The following is a 26,683-nucleotide window of genomic DNA, read 5'->3' as shown; positions in this document are numbered from 1 at the left end:
GGCTCACGATCCGGCGTTGACGTTGGAAAGGACGACGGCGGCGACCGCCAGGACGACGGAGCCGGCGAGCAGCGCGCCGAGGTAGGTCTGCACATTGCCGGTCTGGGCGCGGCGGACGGCCGCGCCGAGCCAGCGGGCTCCGGTGCCCGATCCGCGCACATACGTCTCGACGACCTCGCGGTCGAGGAAGCGGACCAGCTCGGCCGCGGCCAGGACGGGCCGTACGAACAGGACGAAGTAGACGGCGTCGAGGTGGAACCCTGACGCGGCGTGGCGGTGGAGCGGGCCGAGCAGGAGATGGCCGGGGTCCGTCGGGTCGGGGGCTGCCGCGATGTCACCGTAGGCAAGGGCGTGGGTGGCGATGGCCTCGGCCTCGGAGACCGCGGGTGCGGCTTCGGGGTGAGCGGCGACAGCGCCCAAGGGGGTGCGGGCGGCAAAGGCGTCCGCCCGGAACTGCAGGGCGCGCCAGGCGCCGTAGGTGATCAGTCCGCCGACAAGTGCGACACCGGTGCCGAGGACGGCGGTAGTGACGGTCGGGGTGAGGCTGTGGCCGTCGAACCAGTCGTCGAGGTTTCCGACGGTGAGGCCGAAGGCGAGAGAGGGCAGGGCCAGCACCCAGAGCACGGCGTTCATGGAGATGGGCTGCCGGCCGTGGTCGGGGGCTTCGGGTCCGCGGCCACGGAAGGCGAGCAGCCACAGGCGGATCGCGTACGCGGCGGTGAGGAGGGCGGTCAGCAGACCGGACACCAGCACCGTCCAGCCCGCGGCGCCCGGTGCGATGTCGGATTCGCCAAGGGCCGCGTGCTCGGCGGCCACGAGGACGGCTTCCTTGGAGAAGAAGCCTGCGAAGGGAGGAATCGCGGCGAGCGCGAGCAGAGCGACGGTCATCGTCCAGTACGCGTCGGGGATGCGCTTCGCGAGGCCGCTCATCCGGGACATGGCGGCGAGCGAGTTGGAGCCGGCGGCGTGGATGATCACGCCGGCGGCGAGGAAGAGCAGTGCTTTGAACGCACCGTGCGACAGGAGGTGGAAGACAGCCGCACCACGGTCCCCGACGGCCAGGGCGCCCGACATATAGCCGAGCTGGCCGATGGTCGAGTAGGCGAGGACGCGCTTGATGTCGTCCTGGGCGAGGGCGGCGAGCCCCGAGCCCACCATGGTGACGGCAGCCATCACGGCGAGGACGGTGAGCGCTGCCGCGGAGGCGGCGAAAACGGGAAGGAGCCGGGCCACGAAGTAGATGCCGGCGGCGACCATCGTCGCGGCGTGGATCAGCGCGGAGACGGGGGTGGGGCCCGCCATCGCGTCGGGCAGCCAGGTGTGCAGCGGGAACTGCGCCGATTTGCCCGCCACGCCCGCGAGGAGGAGCAGTGCGATCAGCGTGGGGTGCTCGATCCCACCGGCCGCGACGGAGCCGAGGATCCCGGTGATCCGGAACGTGCCGGCGTCGGCGGCGAGCGCGAACAGACCGATCAGAAAGGGGACATCGCCGAGCTTGGTGACCAGGAATGCCTTGAGGGAGGCGGCGCGCGCCTCGGGCGTCTCCCAGTAGTGGCCGACGAGGAAGTACGAGCAGATGCCCATGATCTCCCAGCCGACCAGCAGCACCATCAGGTCGCCGGAGTAGACGACGAGCAGCATCGCGGAGGTGAAGAGGGAGACGAGAGCCGCGTAGGAGGGGTAGCGCGGGTCGTCGCGCAGATAGCCCGTCGAGTAGATCTGCACGCAGGACGCGACGACGCCGACCAGGACGGCGACGAGGACCGCGAAGCCGTCGAGGTGCAGGGCGAGTTCGATGGGGACCGACCCGGTGGGGGTCAGCTGGGTCGAGGCGTCGATCGCCTTCTCGCTGCCCTGGCGTACCGCGACGAGCACGGCGATGGCGGACGCGGCGAGGGTCGGCAGGACGGCGAGGGGCCGTACGAAACCGGGGGCGGTGCGGCCGAGCAGCAGTCCGGCCGCGGCGCCCAGGAACGGAAGGAGGGGGACGAGGACGGCGAGGGTCGTGGTGGTCACGCGGTGGCCTCAGCCTTCTGCGCCGCAGCGGTCGCGCCCTGGGCGTCGGGAATGCCGTCGGGGCCCTCGGAGGTGTCGCGGAGTCTGTCGACGTCCGAGGATCCGCGGTTGCGGTAGACCATCAGGACGATCGCCAGGCCGATGCCGATCTCCGCGGCGGCGATGGCGATGGTGAAGAGGGTGAGCGCCTGGCCGGCGTGCAGGGTGTCGCGCAGCCAGACGTCGAAGGCTACGAGGTTGAGGTTGACCGCGTTGAGCATCAGCTCGACGGACATCAGGACCAGGATCGCGTTGCGGCGGGCGAGCACTCCGTACAGCCCGACGCAGAAAAGGAGGACGGCGAGCACGGCGGGATAGGCGAGGTGCATCAGCTTTTCCCCTCGGGATCCTTGGCGGCGTTGCCCTGCTTGTCGTCCTTGCGGGACAGGACGATCGCCCCGACCAGGGCGGCGAGCAGCAGTACGGACAGCGCCTCGAAAGGCAGCACCCAGTGCCGGAAGAGGATCTCGCCGGACACCTTGGTGGAGCCCTGGGCGGGTCCGTCGAGGTCGATCCAGGTCGTACGGAACGCGTCGACGACCACCCAGACCAGGGCGGCCGCGGCGGCGACGGCCACGACGAGGGCGACCCAGTGGTTGCCGGAGTCGGCGTCCGGGGAGCGGCCGATGGGGGCCTTGGTGAGCATCAGCCCGAAGAGAAGGAGGACGACCACGGAACCGACGTAGATCAGGACCTGCACCCAGGCGATGAACTCTGCCGTCAGCAGGAGGTATTCGACGGCGAGGCCGCCGAGAGCCATGACCAGCCAGAGGGCGGCGTGCACCAGTTGCTTGGTCTTGACGGTGACGGCGGCCGCGCCGAGGGTGGCGATGCCAACGAGGAGGAAGGCGATCTCGACGCCGGTCGGGGAGAGGAAGCCGTGCGCCTCGGCTGCGGCGAGCATCATGCCGGGCCTCCCTCGCCGGAGCGGGGCGTGGCGTCGCCGCCCGGGTCGTCGGTGCCTGCGGGCGGCGCGGCGGCGTCACCCTGGCCGGGCCGGCCGGCCGGGGCTGCCGGACCGGCGGGGCGCGTGCCGGCGTCGGGCCGGCCGGCCGGGGTTGCCGGGCCCTCGGAGGGCGCGGCGGCGGCGGCGCCCGGATCAGCCGGACCCGCGGACGGCGCAGCAGCGACAGCCGGGCCCGCAGCGGGCTCCGCCGTTGTGCCCGCTTGCGCGGTCGCGAGCTTTTCGGCGGCCTTGCGGGCCGCGGCGAGTTCCTTCGGCTCCTCGGCGCCCGGGTCGAGCGCGGGCGGCGCCGGCACCGTCCACATCCACTCGCGGAGCTTGTCGCGCTCATGGGTGAGCTCGCGGATGTCCGTGTCCGCGTACTCGAACTCCGGCGACCAGAAGAGCGCGTCGAAAGGACAGACCTCGATGCAGATACCGCAGTACATGCAGAGCGCGAAGTCGATGGCGAACCGGTCGAGGACGTTGCGGCTGCGCTCGCGGCCGCCGGGGGCGGCGGCCGGGACCGTCTCCTTGTGGGAGTCGATGTAGATGCACCAGTCGGGGCACTCACGGGCGCAGAGCATGCAGACCGTGCAGTTCTCCTCGAACAGGCCGATCACGCCACGGGTGCGGGGCGGGAGTTCGGGCTGGGCGTCCGGGTACTGCTGAGTGACCGTCTTCTTCGTCATCGTCCGCAGGGTGACGGCGAGGCCCTTCGCGAGCCCGGAGCCGGGGATCGGAGGCATTACTGGATCACCACCTTCACGATGCCGGTGAGCGCGATCTGGGCGAGGGCGAGCGGGACCAGGGCGGTCCAGGAGAACTTTTGCAACTGGTCCTCGCGCATCCGCGGATACGTCACGCGCAGCCAGATGACGATGAAGGCGAGCACGGCCGTCTTGAGCAGGGTCCAGACCCAGCCGAGGCCCTCGGCCCCGAACGGACCGTGCCAGCCCCCCAGGAAGAGGACGGTGGTCAGGCCGCACAGGACGACGATGCCCGCGTACTCGGCGAGCAGGAACAGCGCGAAACGCAGGCCGGTGTACTCGGTGTACGCACCGAAGATGATCTCGGAGTCGGCGACCGGCATGTCGAAGGGCGGGCGCTGGAGTTCAGCGAGGCCCGCCACGAAGAAGACCAGGGCGCCCACGATCTGCCAGGGCAGCCACCACCACTCGAAGGCGTTCAGGATGCCGGGCAGCGAGACCGTGCCGGCCGCCATGGCGACGGAGGCGGCGGCGAGCAGCATCGGCAGTTCGTATGCGAGCAGCTGAGCGGCGGTGCGCAGACCGCCGAGGAGAGAGAACTTATTGGCCGAAGCCCAGCCCGCCATGAGCGAGCCGAGCACCCCGACGCCCATCACGGCGAGCACGAAGAAGATGCCCGCGTCGACTACCTGGCCGACCGCGCTCTCGCTCGGGCCGATCGGGATCGCGACCAGCACGAGGAGGTACGGGAGGAGGGCGACGGCCGGGGCGAGCTGGAAGATACGGCGGTCGGCGCCCGCCGGGACCACGTCCTCCTTTTGCGCGAACTTCACGCCGTCCGCGACAAGTTGGGCCCAGCCGTGGAAGCCGCCCGCGTACATCGGGCCGAGGCGGCCCTGCATATGGGCCATCACCTTGTGCTCGGTCTGCCCGATGACGAGAGGAAGTACAAGGAACACGGCGAAGACGACGACCAGCCGGAGGGCGACGTCGAGAGCGTCGTTCACGCGTCTCCTCCGGCGGATTCGGTCGGCTCGTCGTCGGGTCCTTCGGCGGACCCGGTCTTCGGCCGAGGGGTGGGTGGTCTATCGGTGGGTGTGCCCGTGGGTGTATCGGCGTCGGTGTTCGTCTCGGAGTTCGCGTCGGTGTTCGTCTCGGAGTTCGCGTCGGTGTCCGTCTCGGTATCCGCGTCGGTGTTCGTCTCGGAGTCGTCGAACGCCGGGCGCGCGTGGTGCCACGGAGCGTCGGCGCTGCGGGTTTGCGGCGGCGAAGCCGGGGCTTCCGGGGCCTCCGCGGGAGGCTCAACCGGGGCGTCGGCCTCCTGCCGTCGGCTCGCCGAGCCCGCGCCCGCGCTGCGGGAGCGCCGCTGATCGGCCGCCCCGGATCCCTCCGGAGCCGAGGCTTCCTGGGCAGGGGCCGAAGCGTCCGACGTGGTGGCGGTCTCCTCGCGCTGCGTCGCCGAGCCCTCGGTCGCGCTGCGCGCCCGGCGCGGTCGCGGCTCGGGAGTCTCCGGTGCCCCGGGCGTCGCCGCCCCCGCTACCGCACCAGGTGCCTCCGTCGCCTGCGACGCCGAGCCCTCCGACACACTCCGCGTACGGCGCGGCGGGCGGGCGGGGGCCGCGGGGAGCTGGCCCTTGAGGGGGCCCCATTCGTTCGGGTCGGGGACGCCCGGCGGGAGCATCTGGCGGCGCTTCGGGCCGCCGTGCTCCGACTCCCCCGGCTCCTTCGCGCCCGGCCAGGCCTTGACGACCCGGGCCGCCAGCACGAAGTCCTTGCGCAGCGGGTGGCCCTCGAAGCCGTCCGGCAGGAGCAGCGGGACGAGGTGCGGGTGGTCGGTGAAGGTGATGCCGAACATCTCGTAGGTCTCGCGCTCGTGCCAGCCGGCGCCCGCGTAGATCTCAACGGCGGTGGGAAGTACGGGAGACTCGTGCGGGACTGTCGTACGCACCAGCAGCCGGCGGACCCGCCCCCGCTCCAGGGCGACCACGTGGGCGCAGACGCGGAAGCCCGTGCCCGGTTCGTCGACCGCACTCAGCCAGTCGAAGTAGGTGCAGCCCAACTTGGAGCGGGCGGTCTCGAGCGCGGCGGTCCAGGAGCCGACGGGGACGTCGACCGTGAGCAGGTCGTACGTCCGCTCGGCCGTGGCCTCCTCGCCGAAGATCTCGGCCGCGGCGTCCGGAAGACGGTCGTACGCGCTCATGCGCCACCCTCCCCCGGGGCCGGCGGCAGCACCAGGCCGCTCTGCAGGGCGGCGGCGGAGGGCCGTGCCGATTGCGCGTACCGCTCACCGAGCGACTCCCGCGCGATCTTCTCCTGGAGCTTCAGAATGCCCTGGAGCAGCGCCTCGGGCCGCGGCGGGCAGCCCGGCACATACACATCGACGGGGATGATCTGGTCGACGCCCTTGGTCACGGAGTACGAGTCCCAGTACGGGCCGCCGCAGTTGGAGCAGGCGCCGAAGGAAATGACGTACTTGGGCTCGGGCATCTGCTCGTACAGGCGCTTCACCGCCGGGGCCATCTTGTCCGTCACCGTGCCGGAGACGACCATCAGGTCCGCCTGGCGCGGGCCGGGCGCGAAGGGGATCACACCGAGCCGGATGAAGTCGTGGCGTGCCATCGAGGCCGCGATGAACTCGATCGCGCAGCAGGCGAGCCCGAAGTTGAAGACCCAGAGGCTGTAGCGGCGGCCCCAGTTGAGGACCACCTTCATCGGCTCCGGGGCCAGGCGCGACAGGACGCCCAGGCGCTTCGGCTCCGGCAGGAACTCGGGCTGCGCCCCGGACTGGGCCCCGGACTGGGCCTCGGGCTGGGTCACGTCCATGTCAGGACGCCCTTCTTGTATGCGTAGAGCAGGCCCACGGCCAGGAAGCCGAGGAAGATGAACATCTCCACGAGCGTCGTCGCGCCGTATCCCGCGGCGGCAAAGACCGTCGCCCATGGGAAGAGGAAGATCGAGTCGACGGCGAAGATCACGTACAGGAACGCGTAGACGTAGTAGCGGACCTGGGTGTGCGCCCAGCCCTCCCCGACGGGGTCCACTCCGCATTCGTACGTCAGCAGCTTCTCCGGCGTAGGCACCACGGGCCGCAGCAGCCGGCCTGCCCCGAAGGCGACGGCGACGAACAGCACGCCGATAACCGCGAGCAGTCCGATGACCGAATAGCTCTCGAAATAGTCCGCCGCGAGCACGGCCACGGTCGGTTCCGGCACGTCCGCCCCTCGCTCTCTGACCTCGTCCTCGATACGTTCGACCAGATGTATCGCCGTGATCGCCGTGATCACCCTGATCGCGGTGATCTAGGTGTTCGACCTGTTCGACGATCTGTCTGTACGTACCGGAGTCTAGGCCCTGCTAAAGGGACGGTAAGCAGTCGCGTAATGCAGCAGGTGGGGTTATCCCTACTTCATCCCACCCGTGTACCCCATGGCGTGCGGGGACCGGGCCCGGCAGGCTGGGCCGCATGACCGCGAGCATCACCGTCCACGACAACGACCGCGACAGCCGGCCGCCGCCCCCGCGCTTCGCCTTCGACCGTCACACATGGAAGGAGATTGCGTATCTCCTCGGCAATCTGCCGGTCGCCCTGATCGGCTTTGTCTATGTGGCGTCCACGATTTTCATCGGCGTGGGACTGTCCGTAACGGTGATCGGTCTGCCGTTCCTCGCTGTCGGGCTCGCGGGCGCGCGTCTTCTCGGCCGGGCGGAGCGGTCCCGGGCCCGCGCTCTGCTCGGCGTACGGATCGACGAGCCGAGCCCGCTGCACGGGCCGCACCGCGACGAGGGACTCGTCCCCCGGCTGTGGACGAGCCTGAAGGACCCGGTGGCGTGGCGATCGGTGCTGTACTCCTTCATCCGGCTGCCGTGGGGCGTGCTGACGTTCAGCGTGACGATGGTGAGCCTTTTCGTGCTCTGGCCCGTGCTTCCCCTCATCGCGCGGGGCCTGACCAACGCCGACCGGGCGATGGCCCGCGGGCTGCTTTCGCCCTCCGACGAACTGGAGCGGCGCATCGCCGAGCTGGAGTCGGACCGGGGCGTCGTCGTCGACACGGCTGCCGCCGACCTGCGCCGCATCGAGCGCGACCTGCACGACGGCGCGCAGGCCCGGCTCGTGGCGCTCGCCATGGGGCTCGGCCTCGCCAAGGAGAAGCTGCTCGAAGATCCCGATACGGCGGCGGCGATGGTCGACGAGGCGCACGGCGAGGTGAAGATCGCGCTGCAGGAGCTGCGCGATCTGGCCCGCGGCATCCACCCCGCCGTACTGACCGACCGCGGCCTGGACGCGGCCCTCTCCTCGGTCGCCTCCCGCTGTACGGCGCCGGTGAAGGTGACCGTCGACTTGGCCGAGCGGCCGGCCGAGGCGATCGAGGGCATCGCCTACTTCACCGTCTCTGAGCTGCTGCAGAACGTCAGCAAGCACGCGCAGGCGAAGAGCGTGACTGTGGATGTGTGGCGGGGGAACGACCGGCTGCTGATCCAGGTCACGGACGACGGGCGCGGCGGCGCGCGACTGGACGGCGGCACGGGCATGGCCGGCCTCGCGGAGCGGCTGGGCGCGGTGGACGGGCTGTTCGTCCTGGACTCGCCGGAGGGCGGGCCGACGACGGTCACAGCGGAGCTGCCCTGGCGTGAGCGCGCCAATCGCTGACCCCCTGCGGCGGCGCGCCTCTCCCGCTCGGGGAAGGCGCGCCTCTCTGTTTCGAAGGCCCGCCTGTCCCGTTCGGGGCCCGCCTGTCCCGCTCGAAGGCCCGCCTGTCCCGTTTGCCCGCCTGTCCCGTTCGGGGCCCGCCTGTCCCGTTCGGGGCCCGCCTGTCCGGCTCGAAGGCCCGCCTGTCCCGTTTGCCCGCGTGTCCCGTTCGGGGCCCGCCTGTCCTCTTCGGGGCCCGCCTGTCCGGCTCGAAGGCCCGCCTGTCCCGTTGCCCGCCTGTCCCGTTCGGGGCCCGCCTGTCCTCTTCGGCTCTCCCACGGCGGCGTGCATCCACGAGCCCCGGCGGCGCCCATGGTGGGGAAAACCCCCGGCCCAACACGGTAACGGCCCTCATGGTGCGGGTCCCCGCCCCGCCGCAGTCTTGAGGCACGACAGCCCGCATCGCAGAACGGACGACTTCGATGGCCACGGATTACCGACCGGAGCGAGCACAGCGACCGCAGCGGCAGGGGCATCTGGACCATCAGGAGCGGCAGGAGCCCCGGGGCCATCTCCTCCCCCCGGCTCTGCGCGCGCCGCTCGAGGGCCGCACCTGGCGCGAGTTCGGCTATCTGCTGCTGAGCCTGCCGATCAGCATCGTGTTCTTCACCTTCGCCGTCACGACCATCTCCCTCGGCTCGGGTCTGCTCATCACCTTCCTCGGCATTCCGGTGCTCGCCGCGGGGCTGACCGGCTGCCGTGGCCTCGGCGCGCTGGAGCGGGCACGCGCCCGGGGGCTGCTGCGGCTGTGCGTCGACGACCCCGCTCCCGTACGCGCCCGAAAAAGCGGGCTGATGCCCTGGGTCGGCGCGGTCCTCAAGAGCGGCGCCTCCTGGCGGCATCTGCTCTACGCGATACTGCATTTCCCCTGGGCGATCTTCGCCTTCACCGTTTCGGTCACCTTCTGGGTCACCGGCTGGGGCTTGCTTCTCTACCCGCTGTGGCGGTGGACCTTCCCCCGTTACCTCGGCCGGCCCGGCATCGCGCTCTACGGCGACACCGGCGGCAACGATTTCTACCTCGACACCCCCTTCGAGATCGGCGCGACCGCAGCGGCCGGCCTGGTGCTGGTTCTCGCGACCCCCTGGCTGATCCGTGGCCTGGCCTCCGTCGACCGGCTCATGGTCACCGGGCTCCTCGGACCCTCCACGCTCGCCACCCGCGTCGTCGAGCTGGAGTCGGACCGGGGCGTGGTCGTCGACACGGCGGCCGCCGACCTGCGCCGCATCGAGCGCGACCTGCACGACGGCGCGCAGGCCCGGCTGGTCGCCCTCGCCATCGACCTGGGTCTCGCCAAGGAGAAGCTGCTCGAGGACCCGGACGCGGCCGCCCGAATGGTCGACGAGGCGCACGGCGAGGTGAAGGTGGTGCTGCAGGAGCTGCGGGATCTGGCCCGCGGTATCCACCCCGCCGTACTGACCGACCGCGGCCTGGACGCGGCCCTCTCCGCCATCGCGTCCCGCTGCACGGTCCCGGTGTCGGTCAGGGTGGACCTGCCTTCCAGGCCCGCGCCCGCCATCGAGGGCATCGCGTACTTCACCGTCTCCGAGCTGTTGCAGAACGTCAGCAAGCACGCCCGGGCCGGCCGCGCGTCGGTGGACGTCTGGCGCTCCCAGGACCGGCTGATGCTGCAGGTCACCGACGACGGCCGCGGCGGCGCGGCGTTGCCCGTCAGCGACTGGGCCGCGGACTCGGCGGGCAGTGGTCTCGCGGGCCTGGCCGAACGGCTGGACGCCGTGGACGGAATCCTGGCCGTGGACTCGCCCCCCGGCGGCCCGACGACGGTGACCGCCGAGCTCCCCTGGCGCGGCTAACCCCGTGCCACCGATCACCACACCGATGGCCACCCCCGGGCACCAGGCCCCCGGAAACCCAATCCCGTCGATTCCCCAAGCCTGGGCGCGGTCCGGTCCGAATACTGGGATGCTGGAAGACGCAGGGGTGGCAGCAGAACGGCATGGGGGCTTCAGGGTCGTGAAGGACAGAGTGCGAGTGGTCATCGCCGAGGATTCAGTGCTGCTTCGGGAGGGCCTGACCCGGCTGCTGACGGACCGCGGGCACGACGTCGTGGCCGGTGTGGGGGACGCGGAAGCGCTGATCAAGACGGTCGGGGACCTGGCCGCCCAGGAGGCGCTTCCGGATGTCGTGGTCGCCGACGTGCGGATGCCGCCCACTCATACGGACGAGGGTGTACGAGCGGCGGTGCGGCTGCGCCGGGACCACCCCGGGATCGGCGTGCTGGTCCTTTCGCAGTACGTCGAGGAGCAGTACGCCACCGAGCTGCTCGCGGCCAGCAGCCGCGGCGTGGGGTATCTGCTCAAGGACCGCGTGGCCGAGGTGCGCGAGTTCGTGGACGCCGTGGTCCGCGTGGCGCAGGGCGGCACCGCGCTGGACCCCGAGGTCGTCGCTCAGCTGCTGGGCCGCAGCCGTAAGCAGGATGTGCTGGCCGGTCTCACCCCGCGCGAACGGGAGGTCCTCGGTCTGATGGCCGAAGGACGGACGAATTCAGCGGTCGCCAAACAGCTGGTGGTGAGCGACGGCGCGGTGGAGAAGCATGTCAGCAACATCTTTCTCAAGCTCGGACTGTCCCCCAGTGACGGGGATCACCGGCGTGTCCTGGCGGTGTTGACCTACCTCAACTCGTAAGTGACTGACACTCTGTCAGATGTTGAGTCGACTGACAGTCCTAGAACCAAAGAATGAGTGGGGAGCGTCTTACCAGAAGGACCCAGGGGGCGAACAGAATATGGCAAACCAGGGCATCAGGGTGCCTCAGAAGGATGTCCGGCATATGAGCGGTCCAGGGAAGGCCACCCTTACCGACGTAGGGTGGCTAATGGGACGGCCGGTGGGCCGGCCGGGCCCGAGCAGCAGCCTCGAGGAGGTCCAGTCCAGTGACCAGCCAGGTCAGTAGCCCAGCCGAGCAGGCCGACGAGGCCAATAACGAGGCTGTCGTCGGCGGACAGCGCAGACCCGCCGGCGACAAAGAGATCCACCGACTGGACCGGGTGATCATCCGCTTCGCGGGTGACTCCGGTGACGGTATGCAGCTCACGGGTGACAGGTTCACCTCTGAGACCGCGTCGTTCGGAAACGACCTCTCCACCCTGCCGAACTTCCCCGCCGAGATCCGGGCGCCTGCCGGAACCCTCCCAGGCGTCTCCAGCTTCCAGCTGCACTTCGCCGACCACGACATCCTCACCCCGGGCGACGCGCCGAACGTGCTTGTCGCGATGAACCCGGCCGCCCTCAAGGCGAACATCGCCGATGTGCCGCGCGGGGGCGAGATCATCGTCAACACCGACGAATTCGCCAAGCGCGCGATGGCCAAGGTCGGCTACGACACCTCCCCGCTGGAGGACGGCTCGCTGGACGCCTACCGCGTCCACCCCGTGCCGCTGACGACGCTGACCATCGAGGCGCTCAAGGAGTCCGGGCTCTCCCGCAAGGAGGCCGAGCGCTCCAAGAACATGTTCGCGCTCGGGCTCCTGAGCTGGATGTACCACCGGCCGACCGAGGGCACCGAGACCTTCCTGCGGACGAAGTTCGCCAAGAAGCCGCAGATCGCCGAGGCGAACATCGCGGCGTTCCGGGCCGGCTGGAACTTCGGCGAGACGACCGAGGACTTCGCCGTCTCCTACGAAGTCGCGCCCGCCAGCCAGGCGTTCCCCACCGGTACGTACCGGAACATCTCCGGGAACCTGGCCCTGTCCTACGGCTTGATCGCCGCGAGCAAGCAGGCCGACCTGCCGCTCTACCTGGGCTCTTACCCCATCACCCCGGCCTCCGACATCCTGCACGAGCTCTCCAAGCACAAGAACTTCGGCGTACGGACCTTCCAGGCCGAGGACGAGATCGCCGCTATCGGCGCGGCTCTCGGAGCAGCCTTCGGCGGCTCGCTCGCCGTCACCACGACTTCGGGTCCTGGTGTGTCGCTGAAGTCGGAGACGATCGGGCTCGCGGTCTCCCTGGAGCTGCCGCTGCTCGTGGTCGCCATCCAGCGCGGCGGCCCCTCCACCGGACTGCCGACCAAGACCGAACAGGCTGACCTGCTCCAAGCCATGTACGGCAGGAACGGCGAGGCCCCGGTCCCGATCGTCGCTCCGCGCACGCCCGCCGACTGCTTCGACGCCGCCGTCGACGCGGCCCGCATCGCGCTCGCCTACCGCACCCCCGTCTTCCTCCTGAGCGACGGCTATCTGGCCAACGGCTCCGAGCCGTGGCGCATCCCGGACATCGATGAACTCCCCGACCTGCACGTGCAGTTCGCCACCGGCCCCAACCACGAGCTGGCGGACGGGACGGAGGTGTTCTGGCCGTACAAGCGTGATCCGCAGACCCTGGCGCGTCCCTGGGCGGTTCCGGGGACGCCCGGACTCGAGCACCGGATCGGCGGCATCGAGAAGCAGGACGGCACCGGCAACATCTCCTACGACCCGGCCAACCACGACTTCATGGTCCGTATCCGCCAGGCCAAGATCGACGGCATCGAGGTCCCGGACCTGAGCGTCGACGACCCGAACGGCGCGACGACCCTGGTCCTGGGCTGGGGATCGACGTACGGGCCGATCACCGCCGCCGTACGCCGTCTGCGCAAGGCCGGTATCCCCATCGCGCAGGCCCATCTGCGCAACCTCAACCCGTTCCCGAGGAATCTCGGGGAGGTTCTGGGGCGTTACGAGAAGGTAGTGGTACCCGAGATGAACCTCGGACAGCTCGCCACCCTGATCCGGGCGAGGTATCTGGTTGACGCGCACAGCTACAACCAGGTCAACGGCATGCCGTTCAAGGCCGAGCAGCTCGCCACGGCTCTCAAGGAGGCCATCAATGACTGAGACGGTGTCCGGTCTTCTCTCCCTGGTTCCCAAGGCCGAGGCCAAGCAGTCCATGAAGGACTTCAAGTCCGATCAGGAAGTGCGCTGGTGCCCAGGCTGCGGTGACTACGCGATCCTCGCCGCCGTGCAGGGCTTCATGCCCGAGCTCGGTCTGGCGAAGGAGAACATCGTCTTCGTCTCCGGAATCGGCTGCTCATCCCGCTTCCCGTACTACATGAACACGTACGGGATGCACTCCATCCACGGCCGCGCCCCCGCCATCGCGACCGGCCTCGCCTCCTCCCGCCGCGACCTGTCCGTCTGGGTCGTCACTGGTGACGGCGACGCGCTGTCCATCGGCGGCAACCACCTCATCCACGCGCTGCGCCGCAATGTGAACCTGAAGATCCTGCTCTTCAACAACCGGATCTACGGACTCACCAAGGGCCAGTACAGCCCGACCTCCGAGGTCGGCAAGATCACCAAGTCGACGCCGATGGGCTCGCTGGACGCGCCCTTCAACCCGGTGTCGCTGGCGATCGGCGCGGAGGCGTCCTTCGTGGCTCGCACCATCGACTCCGACCGCAAGCACCTCACCGAGGTGCTGCGCCAGGCCGCCGACCACCAGGGCACGGCGCTGGTGGAGATCTACCAGAACTGCAACATCTTCAACGACGGCGCTTTCGATGCGCTCAAGGACAAGCAGCAGGCCCAGGAGGCGGTCATCCGCCTCGAACATGGTCAGCCGATCCGTTTCGGCACCGACGGCGACAAGGGGGTCGTACGGGATCAGGCGACCGGCGATCTGAAGGTCGTGCAGGTCACGGCCGAGAACGAGAGCCGGATCCTGGTCCACGACGCGCACAGCGCCAGCCCGACCACTGCCTTCGCGCTCTCCCGCCTCGCCGACCCGGACACCCTGCACCACACCCCCATCGGGGTACTGCGCAGTGTGGAGAGGCCGGTCTACGACACGCTGATGGCCGACCAGCTCGACACCGCCATCGAGCAGAACGGCAAGGGCGACCTGGCCGCGCTGCTCGCGGGCAACGACACCTGGACCGTCGTCGGCTGAGCACCACGCACCGGAGCACCACACACCCCTCCGAGGCCCGGATCTCCCGTCAGGGGGTCCGGGCTTCGTCGTGCGCGGCAGCCCGCTCCTTCGCCTCGTCGTACCCGGCACGCGCGGCGAGCACCTCGTCCACCCGCTTCTCCGTCCACCGGGCCAGCCCCCACACCTGCTCGGCGGCCTCCTTGCCGAGCGCGGTCAGCGAGTAGTCGACACGCGGCGGGATCACCGGCTTGGCGTCGCGGTGCACAAAGCCGTCGCGCTCCAGCGTCTGGAGGGTCTGGAGCGTCTGGAGGGTCTGGGCGAGCATCTTCTCGCTGACGCCGCCGACCTCCCGGCGCAGCTCGCTGAAGCGGTACGAGCGATCCAGCAGCGCGGCGAGAACGAGCACACCCCAGCGGCTGGTGACGTGCTCAAGGATCAGACGCGAGGGGCACATCGCCTTGAAACTGCCCATGACCATCGTCGTCACCGGAGCCACCGGAGCCCTTGGCCGTCTCGTCGTCGACCAGCTGCTCCTCGTCGACGTCGACGCCGCGGTAGGACGCGGGCTGCTGGCGGGCACGACGGGTGACCTGGCGCGGCTGTCCGGGCGGCCCACGACGCCGCTCGCCGATTCGGTGGCGGCGGCGCTCGCCACCGCCTGACCCACTGACCGACCGCCTGCCCCTGACCGTCCAAGCTTCGTCATGACCGTATAGCGATACGGGCATGACAGCCCGCCCCTGTGCCGCGTACCTTCTTCGTGGTGATGCGCGCAGGACCGGAGGGGTCAGTGAAGTCGGACGGTGAACAGCGGGCGGGACTGCTGTACGGGATCGGGGCCTACGGAATGTGGGGCATCGTCCCGCTCTTCTGGCCGCTGCTGAAGCCGTCGGGAGCGGCGGAGATCCTGGCCCACCGGATGGTCTGGTCGCTGGCCCTCGTCGCCGTCGCGCTGCTGGCGCTGAAGCGGTGGAACTGGATGCGGGAGCTGATGCGGCAGCCCCGCAAGCTGGGGCTGATCACGGTCGCCGCAGCCGCGATCACCGTCAACTGGGGCCTCTACATCTGGGCCGTGAACTCCGGCCATGTCGTCGAGGCGTCGCTCGGCTACTTCATCAACCCGCTGGTCACCATCGCGATGGGCGTGCTGCTGCTGAAGGAGCGGCTGCGGCGGGCGCAGTGGGCGGCGGTCGGCACCGGCTTCGCCGCGGTGCTGGTGCTGGCGATCGGGTACGGGCAGCCGCCGTGGATCTCGCTGGTGCTGGCCTTCTCGTTCGCGACGTACGGCCTGGTCAAGAAGAAGGTCAACATCGGCGCGCTCGAGTCGCTGGCCGCCGAGACCGCGATCCAGTTCCTCCCGGCGCTCGGCTTTCTGCTCTGGCTCGGCGCGGACGGGTCCGCCACCTTGGGGACGCACGGCGCGGGGCATGCTGCGCTGCTCGTCGCGACGGGAGTGGTGACCGCGGCACCGCTGATCTGCTTCGGCGCGGCGGCGATCCGGGTACCGCTCTCGACGCTGGGGCTGCTGCAGTACCTGGCGCCGGTCTTCCAGTTCCTGCTGGGGATCCTTTACTTCCACGAGGAGATGCCGGCCGAGCGGTGGGCCGGCTTCGGGCTGGTGTGGCTGGCGCTGACCTGTCTGACTTGGGACGCGCTGCGAACGGCACGGCGTACGAGGGCGGCGGCGCTGCGGCTGGCCGCGGCGACGGCTGCTGCTCCGGCTCCGGCTGCTGCTCCTGTTCCCACTCCCGCTCCGACGCCGGCTCCTGCGGAGCCCACTGCCTGACGCATCAGTCCCCGGGGAATTAACACTCGATCGGCCCACCTGCGGGGCTGGGCGCAGGCCCCCACCGCCCGACCGGTGCTACCACCGGAAGTACAGGCCCCGATGTGCGCGGACCCCGGAGCGGAGTGAGTGCGTCATGTGGCAGCCCCTCGCCCAGCCCCTCGTTCCGCCACGCCTCGCCCTTTCCGTCGACTTCGGACAGGGCATCACCGACGCGTGGTCGGCAGTGGCCAGGTTCGTGCCGAAGTTCATCGGCTTCCTGGTCATCCTGCTCATCGGCTGGTTCGTGGCGAAGCTGGTGTCCCGGGTCGCCGACCGGCTGCTGCGCAAGGTCGGCTTCGAGAGGCTCGCGGAACGCAGCGGGGTCGCCGATGCCCTGCAGGGGCCGAAGTACGACGCGACGGGGATCCTCGTCAAGATCCTCTACTACGGGATCCTGCTGATCGCGCTGCAGCTGGGCTTCGGGGTCTTCGGACCGAACCCGGTCAGCGGCATGATCAACAGTGTTGTCGGGTGGCTGCCGAAGGCGATCGTCGCGTGTGTGATCGTCGTCGTGGCCCTGGCCATCGCACGCGCGGTACGCGACATCGTCCAGGGGGCGCTGGGCGAGACCTCGTACGGCAAGATCCTGTCCACGGTGGCCTGGGCGTTCATCGTGGCGCTTGGCGTGATCGCGGCGCTCAGCCAGGCGGAGATCGCGACCTCGGTGACCGGCCCGGTGCTCACGGCGGCGCTCGCCGCGATCGCGGGCATCCTGATCGTGGGCGTCGGCGGCGGCCTGATCAACCCGATGCGCCACCGTTGGGAGCGGTGGCTGTCGGCCGCCGAACAGGAGGCGGCTCGGGCCCGCGGCGCCACCGGCACGTACGAACGTGGCAGGCGGGACACGACGGCCGGCCGGCCGTCCACCGAGCGGCGCACCCGCCCGCCAGGACGCGTGAGTCCGGCGGACGAACCGGAGAACATCGACCCGATGTGAAGTTGTCCTGTCCGACACCGGAGGCCCGGCCCCCCTTCCACTCGTATGCCCGCGAGGACTGCGGGGTCCGCCAGATCCTCGACCGGGTCGCCGACACGTGGCCACTGCTGGTCATCGCGCTGCTCGACAGTCGCGTACCGCGCTTCACCGAGCTGCGCCGCGAGATCGACGGGATCAGCCGGCGCATGCCACGGTGACCCTGCGTCAGCTGGAGCGGGACGGCTCGTGAAGCACACCGTTCATCCGGTCGTCCCGCCCGCCGCCTACGACGCAACCTGACGAGGCACCAGGGCCCGTACGACATCGGCCATGACGGCCTTCCAGTGCGCCCGCTGCCGCTCACGCTCCACCGCGTTCGCCAGGTGCTCCTGATGGAAGCGGAGTACGGTCTTCTCCCCCGACCCCGACCCCGACCCCGACGCGGAGACCGCGACCTGAAGGGTGGTCGTGCCGTACGTCAGCCGGACCCGGTCCCCGGGCCGATAGCTGCGCAGCTCGCCCGCGATGCCGTCCCCGGTTTCGTACGACTCCCCCTTGTCGGTGGGCAGTTGGGTGCCCTTGCCGAGCCAGAGGGCGACACCCTCGGGGCTCGCGATGAAGTCCCACACGGCGGAGACGGGGAGTCGCAGCGTCTTCGACACACCGATCTCCCAGCCGGCGTCCTGGGTCAGTCCCTTGGGCCGTTGTGAGGGCCGTTCTGTGGTCATCGCCTGGTCTCCTTCTGCGCGTTCCCCGTGGCGGACGCGGTGCGCCCGCACCTTGTTGCGATTGCCGCACCGTTCCATCGCGCACCAGCGGCGGCGGCCCGGTCGTGAGGTGTCGACGAAGAGCAGGTAGCAGTCGTGCGAGCCGCATTCGCGGATGCGGTGTGCGTAGGGCCCGGTGAACAGATCCACCGCGTCGCGCGCCACCGCCGACAGCAGCTGTGTACCGGTGACCCCGGGCGCCCAGCCGCGCTCGCCGTCGGCGGTGATCCGGGGAGCGGGCGGGGCCTGCGCCGCGGCCTCGTTGACCACGGCCAAGTCGGCGGGGCGCAGCTCACGGCCGTGCGCCCGGTCGGCGGTCAGCCGCCACAGCGCGTCCCGCAGCGCGCGGGCCGCCGCCAACTCCTCAGCGCCGACAACCGGTTCCAGACCGGCGGGCAGCCGGCTCTCCGCCGCCCAGCGCACCAGGTCGGCTGGCTCGTGCAGCACCTCGTACCGCGCGAAGCCGCCCGGTCCACCGGTGGGCAGCAGCTCAAGGCTCAGCGCTCCGGGGTCGAAACGGTACGGACGGCCTTCCGGGGTGTGCAGAGTCAGACCTATTGCGGGCCCGTTCATGTAACCAATATAACTGGTTACCATGACCTGCACTGGAAGCTCGTCATCGATACGTCCGACCCACACGCGCAAGCCGACTTCTCGGCCGCGGCGCTGGGCCACGAACTCGAGGACAACAGCGCTCTCATCGAGCGCCTGCGCGGATACGGGCAACTGCCGGAAGGATCGACGGTCCAGTCGCACGAGACGGCCAACGTGATCGTCGTGGTCACGCCGGAGTACAACCGCAGTTTCCCCGCCTCGCTGAAGGCCGCCATCGACTGGCACTACACCGAGTGGGCAGCCAAGCCGATCGGCTTCGTCGGCTACAGCGGCGGAAGCGGCGGCATCCTCCCGGTGGAACAACTGCGGCAGGTCTTCGGCGAACTGCAGGCCCACACGGTCCGCGACTACGTCTCCTTCCCCCGCTACTACCAGCTCTTCAGCGCCGACGGCTCGCTCAAGGACCCCGCGGTGCCCAGCGGCGACGCGAAGGTACTGTTGCATGTGTGTGCACACACTGCGCACGCATGCAGTCATCCTGGGGGCTTGGGACGTACGCCAGTCGCTCCGGCTACGCCGTGATGTCCTTCGCCGTGAAGCGGGCCCACGCCGCCGACCCGAACACCGCCACGTACACCCCCTGCAGGCCGAGGTTCTTGACCACCTCGTCCCAGTAGACGGGCTCCCGCATGAGGTCCGCGAAGGACAGCCAGTAGTGCGGGAAGAGGTAGGGGTGGATCCCGTGCAGCTGCGGAATCGTGTCCAGGATCTGCACCGTGATCAGCAGCCCGACCGTCGTCGCCATCGCCCCGATGCCGCTGGCTGTCAGGGTCGAGACGAACAGGCCGAGCGCCGCGATCCCGGTCAGCGAGGCCGCGACGACGACCGCGACCAGTGCGGCCCGCAGCAGCCCGTCCCCGAACGAGATCCGGGTGCCGGAGATCGTGACGACATCGCCGAGCGGAAAGAGCAGCGCCCCGACCGCGAGCGCCGAAGCCGCCACGACCAGGGTCGCGACCAGGCAGAACGCGCAGGTCGCGGCGTACTTGGCGAACAGCAGCCGGGTACGTCCGGCCGGGGCGACCAGCAGATAGCGCAGGGTGCCGGAGTTCGCCTCGCCCGCGATCCCATCGCCCGCGACGACGCCGATGGCCATCGGGAGGAAGACCGGCAGGGTCGCGGCGAGCGCGGCGAAGACCAGGAACAGCCCGTTGTTGGTGATCTGGGTGATGAAGGCCGGGCCCTGCCCGCTGCCGTCACCGACCGGACCGCCGTCGCTCGTCTCGATCTTCACAGCGATGCCGATCAGTACGGGGACCGCTGCCAGGACCCCCAGCAGCGCGAGCGTGCGCCAGCGCCGGAAGGTGGTGGTCAGCTCGGAGCGGAACAGCCCCAGGGTCCACAGCGGGCTGGGCCTGCGAAGCGTCCCGGTCGCGTCAGCCGTCCCGTCTGCCGTCGCGTCAGCCGTCGCGACCGTCCCGGCCCCCTCGACCTCCTCAACCCGCGACATCGAATCCCTCCCCGGTAAGCGCTACGAAAGCGTCCTCCAGCGAGGCGCGCTCGATCCCGAACCCTCGCACCCGTACACCGCCGTTCACCAGCGCGGCATTGAGCTCCGCCAGCTCCACGTCCGCGGCCGGCAGCTCACCGGTCAGCCGGTCCTCGTCGACGGTCAGCTCGGTGACCCCCAGTTCCTTGAGCAGCCGGGCCGCGTCCCCCGGGTCGGGCGTGACGACGGCCAGCCTGCCCCGGGCGCCCGCCGCGAGATCAGCGACCGGCCCCTGGGTAAGCAGCCGCCCCTGAGCCATCACAGCGGCATGCGTGCAGACCTGCTCGATCTCGTCGAGGAGATGGGACGAGAGAAAGACGGTGGTGCCGTCAGCCGCCAACTCCCGTACCAGGGAACGGATTTCCCGCATGCCCTGCGGATCGAGGCCGTTCGTCGGCTCATCGAGTACCAGAAGTCTGCGGGGCTGCAGCAACGCGGCCGCGAGCCCGAGCCGCTGTTTCATCCCGAGGGAGTACGCCTTGGCCTTCTTGCCCGCGGCCGAGGTGAGCCCGACCCGGTCCAGCGCGGCGGCGACGCGGGAGCTGCGGGTACGCGGATCGGCGCTCGGGTCGGCGGAGTCGTAGCGCAGCAGATTGTCCCGCCCGGTCAGGAACCCGTACAGCGCGGGCCCTTCGATCAGCGCGCCCACCTGCGGCAGCACCGTGCGCACGGCACGTGGCATGGGTCTGCCGAGGACAGTGGCGCTGCCCGCGGTGGGGTCGATGAGTCCCATCAGCATCCGGATGGTGGTGGTCTTGCCCGACCCGTTGGGGCCGAGGAATCCGAAGACACTGCCGGCGGGCACGGTGAGATCGAGCCCGTCGACGGCCAACTGCCCGCCCCGGTAACGCTTGGTGAGCCCGCGCGTCTCGATGACAGTCTCGACGCCGGTCTCGTCGGCACTCTCCATGACGGATGTCATTCCGGTCCCCCGTTCACTCGGGTCAGCGCTCCGCCCCACCGTACGGAGCGTACGGCGGGGCGGAGGCAGGTGCCCATTGTGTTACTTGTGTTACTTGGCCTCGTTTGCGGCCTTCACGAGCGCGTCCTTGGTCACGGCGCCGACGTAGACCGTGCCGTTGTCCGTCATGAGGGCATTGACCAGACGGGTCTTGAAGACCGTGCCCGAGCCGAACTTCCCGTTGACCTTGTCGCCCAGCGCGTTCAGGAACTTCTCGGCCTCCGGGGGGGCCGTGCCGTCCTTCGGTGCGGTCAGGCCCGCGCCGCCCGGCGCCTGGATCTTGGCAATGGAGGTCCAGCCCTTGCCGATCATGTTCAGCCCCTGGAAGTCCTCCAGGCCCTTGACCGCGTCATGGTTCTTGGCGTCGTTCCCCTGGCCCTTCTCCTTCTGCAGTTTGTCGGCCTCGGTCACCTTGGCGCCCTTGGGCGGGGTGAAGCCGAAGGTGGACGCGGCCGGCTTGGAGAAGTCGACCTTGGTGAAGCCGGCGTCGATCGCGGCCTTGCCGCCGCTGCTCGGTGTGAGCGTGAACTTCAGCGGCACGCCGTTCTTCGCGTCCACCGCGATCTTGATCGAGCCGACCGTCGAACCGCTCTGCTTCGGCTCGATGACCAGCTGGTACGCATCGCGGCCGGCCACCTGCGCGGTGCCGCCCACGGTCACCGACGTGGTCTTGTCCGCGGCCTTCAGAGCCTGGTCGGCGAGCTCCTTGGGCGTGGTCGGCAGGTCCTTCGGCGCGGCCTCGTGCCCCTTGCCGGAACCGTCGTCCTTTGCGTGGAAGGCCTCGTTCGACGCGCTGTCGTATGCCCAGAACTGGCCACCGTTGTGGATCATGCTGTACTCGGCGGTGTTCTGAAGGATGGACACCTTCTGCTTGTCGGGGCCGTCGGCCGCGACCCGCAGGGTGTGCGAGCCGGAGGCGAGCTCCAGCAGCTTGCTGTCCGGCGACGCTGAGGAGCCCGTATCCCCATTCTTACCCTTGGGGGCGAGGGAGCCGCCGCCCAGGTCGCTGAGGCCGGCCAGGGACGGAATGCCGAGGTCCGTGTTGATCTTCACCGTGCCGGAGAGCTGCTGGGTGTCCGACGCAGCCATCTTCGCGATGAGTTCCTGCGCGGTGATCTTCGGAAGATTGGGGTCACCGGCGGCAGCGAGCGCCGGGACGAGCCCGATGGTCGCCGCCGTCACCCCGGCCACCGCGGCCGGGACGATGTAGCGCGCTGCCTTGCGGCGGCCCGCTGCGAGGTCCTGGGCCTCTTCGGTGGTCTGTGCGCTGTCGTTCGGTGCCATGGTGAGCCCTACCTCCGTGGTTGGTCAGGGGTGGTGGTATTCATCTGACCAAATGGGGCCTGCAGAAGCGTCAGACCGCGGGAGCAACTTGGCGTACTGCTATGGGATGACAGTAGGCCGCGGCGCCTCCCCCAACCAGTAGGGGAAGCGCCATGAGCCCTGCTGCCGGACGGGTTACCTCTGGATGAAGACGTAGTCCGCCCCGTAGGGGACGCCGACGATCGCCCCCTTCTCGCAGCTGCCGGCCGGGGCGATGCCGCCGCCCACGGTGTTCAGCCGGAAGATCTCCTGGGTGCCGGCGAACAGCCCCCGCTTCTTGCCGGACTGGGTGGCCTTCAGGTCCAGTTCGGGGATGTTCTTGTCGCCGTTCGGGGTCTTGCTGATCACCTTGCCGGTGACGGCGCTGTGGTCCTGCGCGACCCACTGCGGCGTACCGGAGCCGGGGGCGATGAAGGAGTGGTCGATGTTCCCGCCGAGGACGGCGCGGACATCGCGCTGCTGGAAGGAGAGCTTGCCGTCGTCGCCCTTCTTGCACTCGTAGATCTGCTCACCCGTGACCACGGAGGCCTGGAAGTTGTCGAGGGCGACGGCGAAGTTGAAGGAGCCGGTCACCTTGTGGAACTGGCCGCGGACGGCGCCGCCGGGGAACTGCGCGGTGTGCAGATTGGCGTAGAAGTCGTTCGGGTCGGTCTTGAACGCGTCGAGCACCGCCTTGTCCTTGACCTTCACCGTGCCGGTGACCGCGCCGGTCCAGCCCTTGGACTGGGTCTTGCCCTTGCTGAGCAGCTCCGTAAAGTCGATCTTGATGCCGCCGTTGGTCCCCTTCGCACCCTGGTGGATGTGGAGCGCGGTCGGCTTGTCGGCGCCGCGGAACTTCACGGCGACGGACACCTTGCCCCCTTGACCTTCACAAACTCCAGCGCGGCGCGTCGCGGTCCCCGACGGCGGGTCCGCCCTGCACCGGCACCTCGTTCGCGCCGTTCAGGCTCGCCACGAAGAGGGAGGCGCCGCGGTCCGAGCCGCCGCTGCCCGAGCCGCTCTGCACCGAGACGCTCGCGCCGCTGTCCCCGTGCCCCTAGCTCTTGCTGTCGGCGAAGGCCGGCAGAACAGCCAGGTTTACGCTGCTGCGGCGGCGACGGCGGTGGTACCGATAAGGGGGGCCTTGTTGCGCTTAAGGAGGGCCTTGTTGCGCTTCATTCTGAAATCTCCCCGCACTGGTGCCTACGCCCGGTGCGTCGGCTTCCGGACATGAGTACGGAGTGGATCCGAGGTTAGACCCAATCCAAGAATGTGCCCTGCGTCACAAGATCCGAGGTGATCCCGGAGCCGACCGCGGCCGTGGTATCAGGCCGGTCAGCCGGCCCTGTGGACCACCGCGTCGCAGAGCTCTTCCAGGGCGGCCTTCGCAAAGCACCCGGGCAGCGGAGCGAGCATCGCCCGCGCCTCCTGCGCATACCGCACGGTGTCCCGCCTGGCCTGCTCCAGCGCCGGGTGCACGCGCAGCAGCCGCAGCGCCTCGGCGTGCCGGGCGTCGTCCGTCAGATCCCCGTCGAGCAGGGCGACGAGCTCCAGGTCCTCGGCCCGCCCCTGCGCCGCCGCCTGCGCGCGCAGATGCAGCACCGGCAGCGTCGGGATGCCCTCGCGCAGATCCGTGCCTGGCGTCTTGCCCGACTCGTGCGTGTCGCTGGCGATGTCAAGTACGTCGTCGGCGAGCTGGAACGCCATGCCGAGCCGCTCCCCGTACTGGGTGAGGATGTCCACGACACCCTCGTCCGCGCCCGACATCATCGCGCCGAACCGGCCCGAGACCGCGATCAGCGACCCCGTCTTGCCCCCGATGACATCGAGGTAGTGCTCGACCGGGTCGCGGCCGTCGCGCGGCCCCGCCGTCTCCAGGATCTGGCCGGTGACCAGCCGCTCGAAGGCCTCCGCCTGGATGCGGACGGCCTCCGGGCCAAGGTCGGCCAGTATGTGCGAGGCCCGCGCGAACAGGAAGTCGCCGGTCAGCACCGCCACCGAGTTGCCCCAGCGGGCGTTGGCGCTGTCCACGCCGCGCCGCACATCGGCCTCGTCCATCACATCGTCGTGGTACAGCGTCGCCAGATGGGTGAGCTCGACGACCACGGCCGAAGGCACCACACCCGGCGCGTACGGATCGCCGAACTGGGACGCGAGCATCACCAGCAGCGGCCGGAAGCGCTTGCCCCCGGCTCGTACAAGGTGCCGTGCGGCCTCCGTGATGAAGGGCACCTCGCTCTTGGTGGCATCGAGCAGTCCCGCCTCGACAGCCGCCAACCCGGTCTGGACATCGGCCTCAAGAGCCTGGTCCCGCACGCTCAGCCCGAACGGCCCGACGACGGTCACGAGGGGATCTCCTGTCTGCTGACGATCACACGGATTGTCGATGTGTCGCTGGGTTCACTCAAGTCAGCGTATCCGGTCGCCTTTCGATCACCATGAGCGCCTTCCCGCCTCCCCCGGTATGTTCGTGATCAGTCCATACGACCATGAGTGGCCCCTTTGACCGGAACATCCGCTGAGGTCATGCCATGCACATCCGCACCGTTTTCCCGTACGAGACCGCCCACGAGGACATCCGTATCGCGATGCCGGACGGTACGAGGCTGTACGCGCGGATCTGGCGGCCACTGACCGACGAACCCGTCCCCGCCCTGCTCGAGTATCTGCCCTGCCGGCTGACCGACTGGACCGCGCCGCGCGACTGGCAGCGCCACCCCTGGTACGCGGGCCACGGCTACGCCTCCGTCCGTGTCGACGTGCGCGGACACGGCAACAGTGAGGGCCTGCCCGGCGACGAGTACGACGCGACCGAGCTGGCCGACGGCGTCGAGGTCGTCAACTGGCTGGCCCGGCAGCCGTGGTGCACCGGCCGGGTCGGCATGTTCGGGATCGCCTGGGGCGGCATCAACGCACTCCAGATCGCAGCTCTCGCACCCGAGCCGCTCAAGGCGATCGTCACCGTCTGCTCGACGGACGACCGCTACGACAATGACGTGCACTACATGGGCGGCTCGGTGCTCGCCGCCGCCATGCACTCGTGGGCCGCCACCATGCTCGCCTTCGTCTCCCGCCCGCCGGACCCGCTCTTCGCCGGCGACGAGTGGCGCGAGATGTGGCTCAAGCGACTGGAGGCCGTCGACCCCTTCATCCACACCTGGCTCGGCCACCAGATCCGCGACGACTACTGGAAGCACGGCAGTGTCTGCGAGGACTACGCCGCGATCGACGCGGCGGTCCTGGCGGTGGGCGGCCGGCACGACCCGTACCGGGACACCGTGCTGCGGCTCGTCGAGCATCTGCCGCCCGATCGCGTACGGGGCCTGATCGGCCCGTGGTCGCACCAGTACCCCGACCGGGGCCTGCCGCCGGGTCCGGCGATCGGCTTCCTCCAGGAGACGCGTCGATGGTGGGACCACTGGCTCAAAGACGCTGACACAGGCGTCATGGCCGAGCCCCTGCTGCGCTCCTGGATCAGCGAGTCGCACCCGCCCGCGACGAGCTACCCCGAGCTGCCGGGCCGCTGGGTCGGCGAACGCGCCTGGCCGTCGCCGCACATCACACCCGTCCCGTACACACTCCAGGGCGAACCGGTGATCGTCGACTCGCCCCAGCACACCGGAGTGGACGCCGGCCGCTTCCTCCCCTTCGGCAACGACGCCGACCTGCCGCCCGACCAGCGCGACGAGGACGCCCGCTCGGCCTGCTTCGAATTCCTGGTCACCGGCGACCCGATCGAGATCCTGGGCCGCCCCCGCCTCACCCTGCGGCTGCGCCTGGACGTGCCCTACGGCCAGGCGATCGCCCGGATCTGCGACGTCGCCCCGGACGGCGCGTCCACCCTGGTCACCCGCGGGGTCCTCAACCTCTCCGCGCGCCACGGCCGCGAACGCGCCAATGCCTGGCCGCCCGGCGCAAGCGAGGACGTCTCCTTCGACCTGAACGGCATCGGCCACACCTTCCCGCCCGGCCACCGCATCCGGCTCGCCGTCTCCTCCGCGTACTGGCCGTGGATCTGGCCGCAGACCGGCTCGGCCGGCTTCACCCTGGACCCGTCGGGCTCCCGCCTCGAACTCCCCGTACGCGAGAGCGGTGAGAGCACGGCGGACACGATCACCTTCGAGGAGCCCGAGCAGTCCGCGCCACTGGGTGTCAGCTCCCCCGCCACGCTCGACGAGCAGCGCCCGGAGCGGCTGGTGGTCCGGGACGTCGCCAAGGGCGAATGGCGGCTGGAGATCGACCCGCGCTACGGCGGCACCCGCGTCTACCCGGACGGCCTGGAATTCACCGAGGAGGCGCTGGAGACGTACACGATCCACCAGGACGACCCGCACTCCGCCCGCGCCCGCTCGGACTGGACGATCCGGCTGCACCGGCCGGAACTGGCCTGGGACGTACGGATCGAGACGCGCTCCGAAACCACCTGCGACGCGGCCGATTTCATCACGTCGAACGAGGTGGTGTGCAAGGACCACAACGAGGTTGTCTTCCACCGCACCTGGGAGAAGCGCATCCCGCGGATGGCCGGCTGACAGCCCG

At 69.9% G+C, this 26,683-nt stretch carries 24 protein-coding genes and 3 pseudogenes; 11 read left to right on the top strand and 16 right to left on the bottom strand.

All coding sequences use genetic code 11. The features are described from left to right. Positions 1-3 precede the first annotated feature (3 nt). Genes ACWDO5_RS12165 through ACWDO5_RS12130 form a run of 8 tightly spaced genes read right to left on the bottom strand, consistent with a single transcriptional unit; the run spans position 4 to position 6,920 of the window. The gene (locus ACWDO5_RS12165) at positions 4-2,016 is read right to left on the bottom strand and encodes an NADH-quinone oxidoreductase subunit 5 family protein (protein WP_450530211.1); all 2,013 of its coding nucleotides are present in this window, start codon (positions 2,014-2,016) and stop codon (positions 4-6) included. Continuing rightward, positions 2,013-2,384: an NADH-quinone oxidoreductase subunit NuoK gene (gene nuoK / locus ACWDO5_RS12160; protein WP_450530210.1), complete on the bottom strand. Its 372-nt coding sequence runs from the start codon at positions 2,382-2,384 to the stop codon at positions 2,013-2,015. Before nuoK ends, ACWDO5_RS12165 begins: the two co-directional genes overlap by 4 nt. Continuing rightward, positions 2,384-2,962 (bottom strand): NADH-quinone oxidoreductase subunit J family protein, encoded by a 579-nt coding sequence (locus ACWDO5_RS12155; protein WP_450530209.1) that lies wholly within the window; start codon positions 2,960-2,962, stop codon positions 2,384-2,386. Before ACWDO5_RS12155 ends, nuoK begins: the two co-directional genes overlap by 1 nt. After that, entirely contained in the window at positions 2,959-3,747 is a 789-nt protein-coding gene (locus ACWDO5_RS12150) for a 4Fe-4S binding protein (RefSeq protein ID WP_450530208.1), read from the bottom strand. The genes ACWDO5_RS12155 and ACWDO5_RS12150 overlap by 4 nt, the downstream gene beginning before the upstream one ends. Continuing rightward, entirely contained in the window at positions 3,747-4,715 is a 969-nt protein-coding gene (locus ACWDO5_RS12145; protein WP_450530207.1) for a complex I subunit 1/NuoH family protein, read from the bottom strand. Before ACWDO5_RS12145 ends, ACWDO5_RS12150 begins: the two co-directional genes overlap by 1 nt. Then, complete coding sequence (locus tag ACWDO5_RS12140) at positions 4,712-5,908, bottom strand: NADH-quinone oxidoreductase subunit C (RefSeq protein WP_450530206.1); 1,197 nt, start codon at positions 5,906-5,908, stop codon at positions 4,712-4,714. The genes ACWDO5_RS12145 and ACWDO5_RS12140 overlap by 4 nt, the downstream gene beginning before the upstream one ends. Continuing rightward, the gene (locus tag ACWDO5_RS12135) at positions 5,905-6,531 is read right to left on the bottom strand and encodes an NADH-quinone oxidoreductase subunit B (protein WP_450530205.1); all 627 of its coding nucleotides are present in this window, start codon (positions 6,529-6,531) and stop codon (positions 5,905-5,907) included. Before ACWDO5_RS12135 ends, ACWDO5_RS12140 begins: the two co-directional genes overlap by 4 nt. After that, positions 6,522-6,920, bottom strand: coding sequence for an NADH-quinone oxidoreductase subunit A (locus ACWDO5_RS12130; protein WP_450530237.1), 399 nt, complete (start codon positions 6,918-6,920; stop codon positions 6,522-6,524). The genes ACWDO5_RS12135 and ACWDO5_RS12130 overlap by 10 nt, the downstream gene beginning before the upstream one ends. 251 nt (positions 6,921-7,171) lie before the next feature. Here ACWDO5_RS12130 and ACWDO5_RS12125 point away from each other — a divergent pair, with 251 nt between their 5' ends. From ACWDO5_RS12125 to ACWDO5_RS12105, 5 genes are all read left to right on the top strand, one after another. Next, positions 7,172-8,356, top strand: a complete 1,185-nt coding sequence (locus ACWDO5_RS12125; RefSeq protein ID WP_450530204.1) for a sensor histidine kinase — start codon at positions 7,172-7,174, stop codon at positions 8,354-8,356. A gap of 461 nt (positions 8,357-8,817) precedes the next feature. After that, positions 8,818-10,209, top strand: a complete 1,392-nt coding sequence (locus ACWDO5_RS12120; protein ID WP_450530203.1) for a sensor histidine kinase — start codon at positions 8,818-8,820, stop codon at positions 10,207-10,209. Positions 10,210-10,381: 172 nt separating this feature from the next. Continuing rightward, positions 10,382-11,041, top strand: a complete 660-nt coding sequence (locus ACWDO5_RS12115) for a response regulator (protein ID WP_450530236.1) — start codon at positions 10,382-10,384, stop codon at positions 11,039-11,041. A 248-nt stretch (positions 11,042-11,289) separates the two neighbouring features. After that, positions 11,290-13,230: a 2-oxoacid:acceptor oxidoreductase subunit alpha gene (locus ACWDO5_RS12110; RefSeq protein ID WP_450530202.1), complete on the top strand. Its 1,941-nt coding sequence runs from the start codon at positions 11,290-11,292 to the stop codon at positions 13,228-13,230. Next, positions 13,223-14,284 carry a 2-oxoacid:ferredoxin oxidoreductase subunit beta gene (locus ACWDO5_RS12105; RefSeq protein WP_450530201.1) on the top strand — a complete coding sequence of 354 codons (1,062 nt, stop codon included), beginning with the start codon at positions 13,223-13,225 and terminating at the stop codon, positions 14,282-14,284. Before ACWDO5_RS12110 ends, ACWDO5_RS12105 begins: the two co-directional genes overlap by 8 nt. A 49-nt stretch (positions 14,285-14,333) precedes the next feature. On the opposite strand, the gene ACWDO5_RS12100 is transcribed toward ACWDO5_RS12105, so the two are convergent. Next, complete coding sequence (locus ACWDO5_RS12100; protein WP_450530235.1) at positions 14,334-14,744, bottom strand: winged helix-turn-helix transcriptional regulator; 411 nt, start codon at positions 14,742-14,744, stop codon at positions 14,334-14,336. 52 nt (positions 14,745-14,796) lie between these two features. On the opposite strand from ACWDO5_RS12100, the pseudogene ACWDO5_RS12095 reads away from it, so the two are divergent. The 4 genes and pseudogenes from ACWDO5_RS12095 to ACWDO5_RS12080 form a co-directional block, all read left to right on the top strand. Beyond that, positions 14,797-14,928, top strand: a pseudogene (locus ACWDO5_RS12095) (KR domain-containing protein); the annotation flags it as partial. A 128-nt stretch (positions 14,929-15,056) separates the two neighbouring features. Further along, the gene (rarD, locus tag ACWDO5_RS12090) at positions 15,057-16,052 is read left to right on the top strand and encodes an EamA family transporter RarD (RefSeq protein ID WP_450530234.1); all 996 of its coding nucleotides are present in this window, start codon (positions 15,057-15,059) and stop codon (positions 16,050-16,052) included. Positions 16,053-16,188: 136 nt separating this feature from the next. After that, positions 16,189-17,031, top strand: coding sequence for a membrane protein (locus ACWDO5_RS12085; protein ID WP_450530200.1), 843 nt, complete (start codon positions 16,189-16,191; stop codon positions 17,029-17,031). Between the two features lie 2 nt (positions 17,032-17,033). After that, positions 17,034-17,289: pseudogene (locus ACWDO5_RS12080) on the top strand (winged helix-turn-helix transcriptional regulator); the annotation flags it as partial. Positions 17,290-17,294: 5 nt separating this feature from the next. Here ACWDO5_RS12080 and ACWDO5_RS12075 read toward each other — a convergent pair. Together ACWDO5_RS12075 and ACWDO5_RS12070 are read right to left on the bottom strand one after the other, a co-directional pair. Next, the gene (locus ACWDO5_RS12075) at positions 17,295-17,738 is read right to left on the bottom strand and encodes an SRPBCC domain-containing protein (protein ID WP_450530233.1); all 444 of its coding nucleotides are present in this window, start codon (positions 17,736-17,738) and stop codon (positions 17,295-17,297) included. Between the two features lie 30 nt (positions 17,739-17,768). Further along, a pseudogene (locus ACWDO5_RS12070) lies at positions 17,769-18,350 on the bottom strand (CGNR zinc finger domain-containing protein); the annotation flags it as partial. On the opposite strand from ACWDO5_RS12070, the gene ACWDO5_RS12065 reads away from it, so the two are divergent. After that, positions 18,318-18,914, top strand: coding sequence for an NADPH-dependent FMN reductase (locus tag ACWDO5_RS12065; protein ID WP_450530199.1), 597 nt, complete (start codon positions 18,318-18,320; stop codon positions 18,912-18,914). The pseudogene ACWDO5_RS12070 and the gene ACWDO5_RS12065 sit on opposite strands and share 33 nt — an antisense overlap. Here ACWDO5_RS12065 and ACWDO5_RS12060 read toward each other — a convergent pair. From ACWDO5_RS12060 to ACWDO5_RS12040, 5 genes are all read right to left on the bottom strand, one after another. After that, a complete protein-coding gene (locus tag ACWDO5_RS12060) occupies positions 18,904-19,842 on the bottom strand; it encodes an ABC transporter permease (protein WP_450530198.1) in 939 nt (312 codons plus the stop codon). The genes ACWDO5_RS12065 and ACWDO5_RS12060 overlap by 11 nt on opposite strands. After that, complete coding sequence (locus ACWDO5_RS12055) at positions 19,829-20,791, bottom strand: ABC transporter ATP-binding protein (protein ID WP_450530197.1); 963 nt, start codon at positions 20,789-20,791, stop codon at positions 19,829-19,831. The genes ACWDO5_RS12060 and ACWDO5_RS12055 overlap by 14 nt, the downstream gene beginning before the upstream one ends. 102 nt (positions 20,792-20,893) lie before the next feature. Next, on the bottom strand, positions 20,894-22,126 hold the full coding sequence (locus tag ACWDO5_RS12050; protein WP_450530196.1) for a LolA family protein: 1,233 nt from the start codon (positions 22,124-22,126) through the stop codon (positions 20,894-20,896). Positions 22,127-22,300: 174 nt separating this feature from the next. After that, a complete protein-coding gene (locus tag ACWDO5_RS12045; protein WP_450530195.1) occupies positions 22,301-23,017 on the bottom strand; it encodes a CHRD domain-containing protein in 717 nt (238 codons plus the stop codon). Between the two features lie 462 nt (positions 23,018-23,479). Further along, positions 23,480-24,490, bottom strand: coding sequence for a polyprenyl synthetase family protein (locus ACWDO5_RS12040; protein WP_450530194.1), 1,011 nt, complete (start codon positions 24,488-24,490; stop codon positions 23,480-23,482). Positions 24,491-24,675: 185 nt separating this feature from the next. Here ACWDO5_RS12040 and ACWDO5_RS12035 point away from each other — a divergent pair, with 185 nt between their 5' ends. Continuing rightward, positions 24,676-26,676: a CocE/NonD family hydrolase gene (locus ACWDO5_RS12035; protein WP_450530193.1), complete on the top strand. Its 2,001-nt coding sequence runs from the start codon at positions 24,676-24,678 to the stop codon at positions 26,674-26,676. Positions 26,677-26,683: the final 7 nt, after the last annotated feature.

This window comes from Streptomyces sp. NPDC000880, assembly GCF_053599675.1.
Note: the sequence above shows the minus strand (reverse complement) of the source record. Positions and strands in the feature narration are given on the sequence as shown.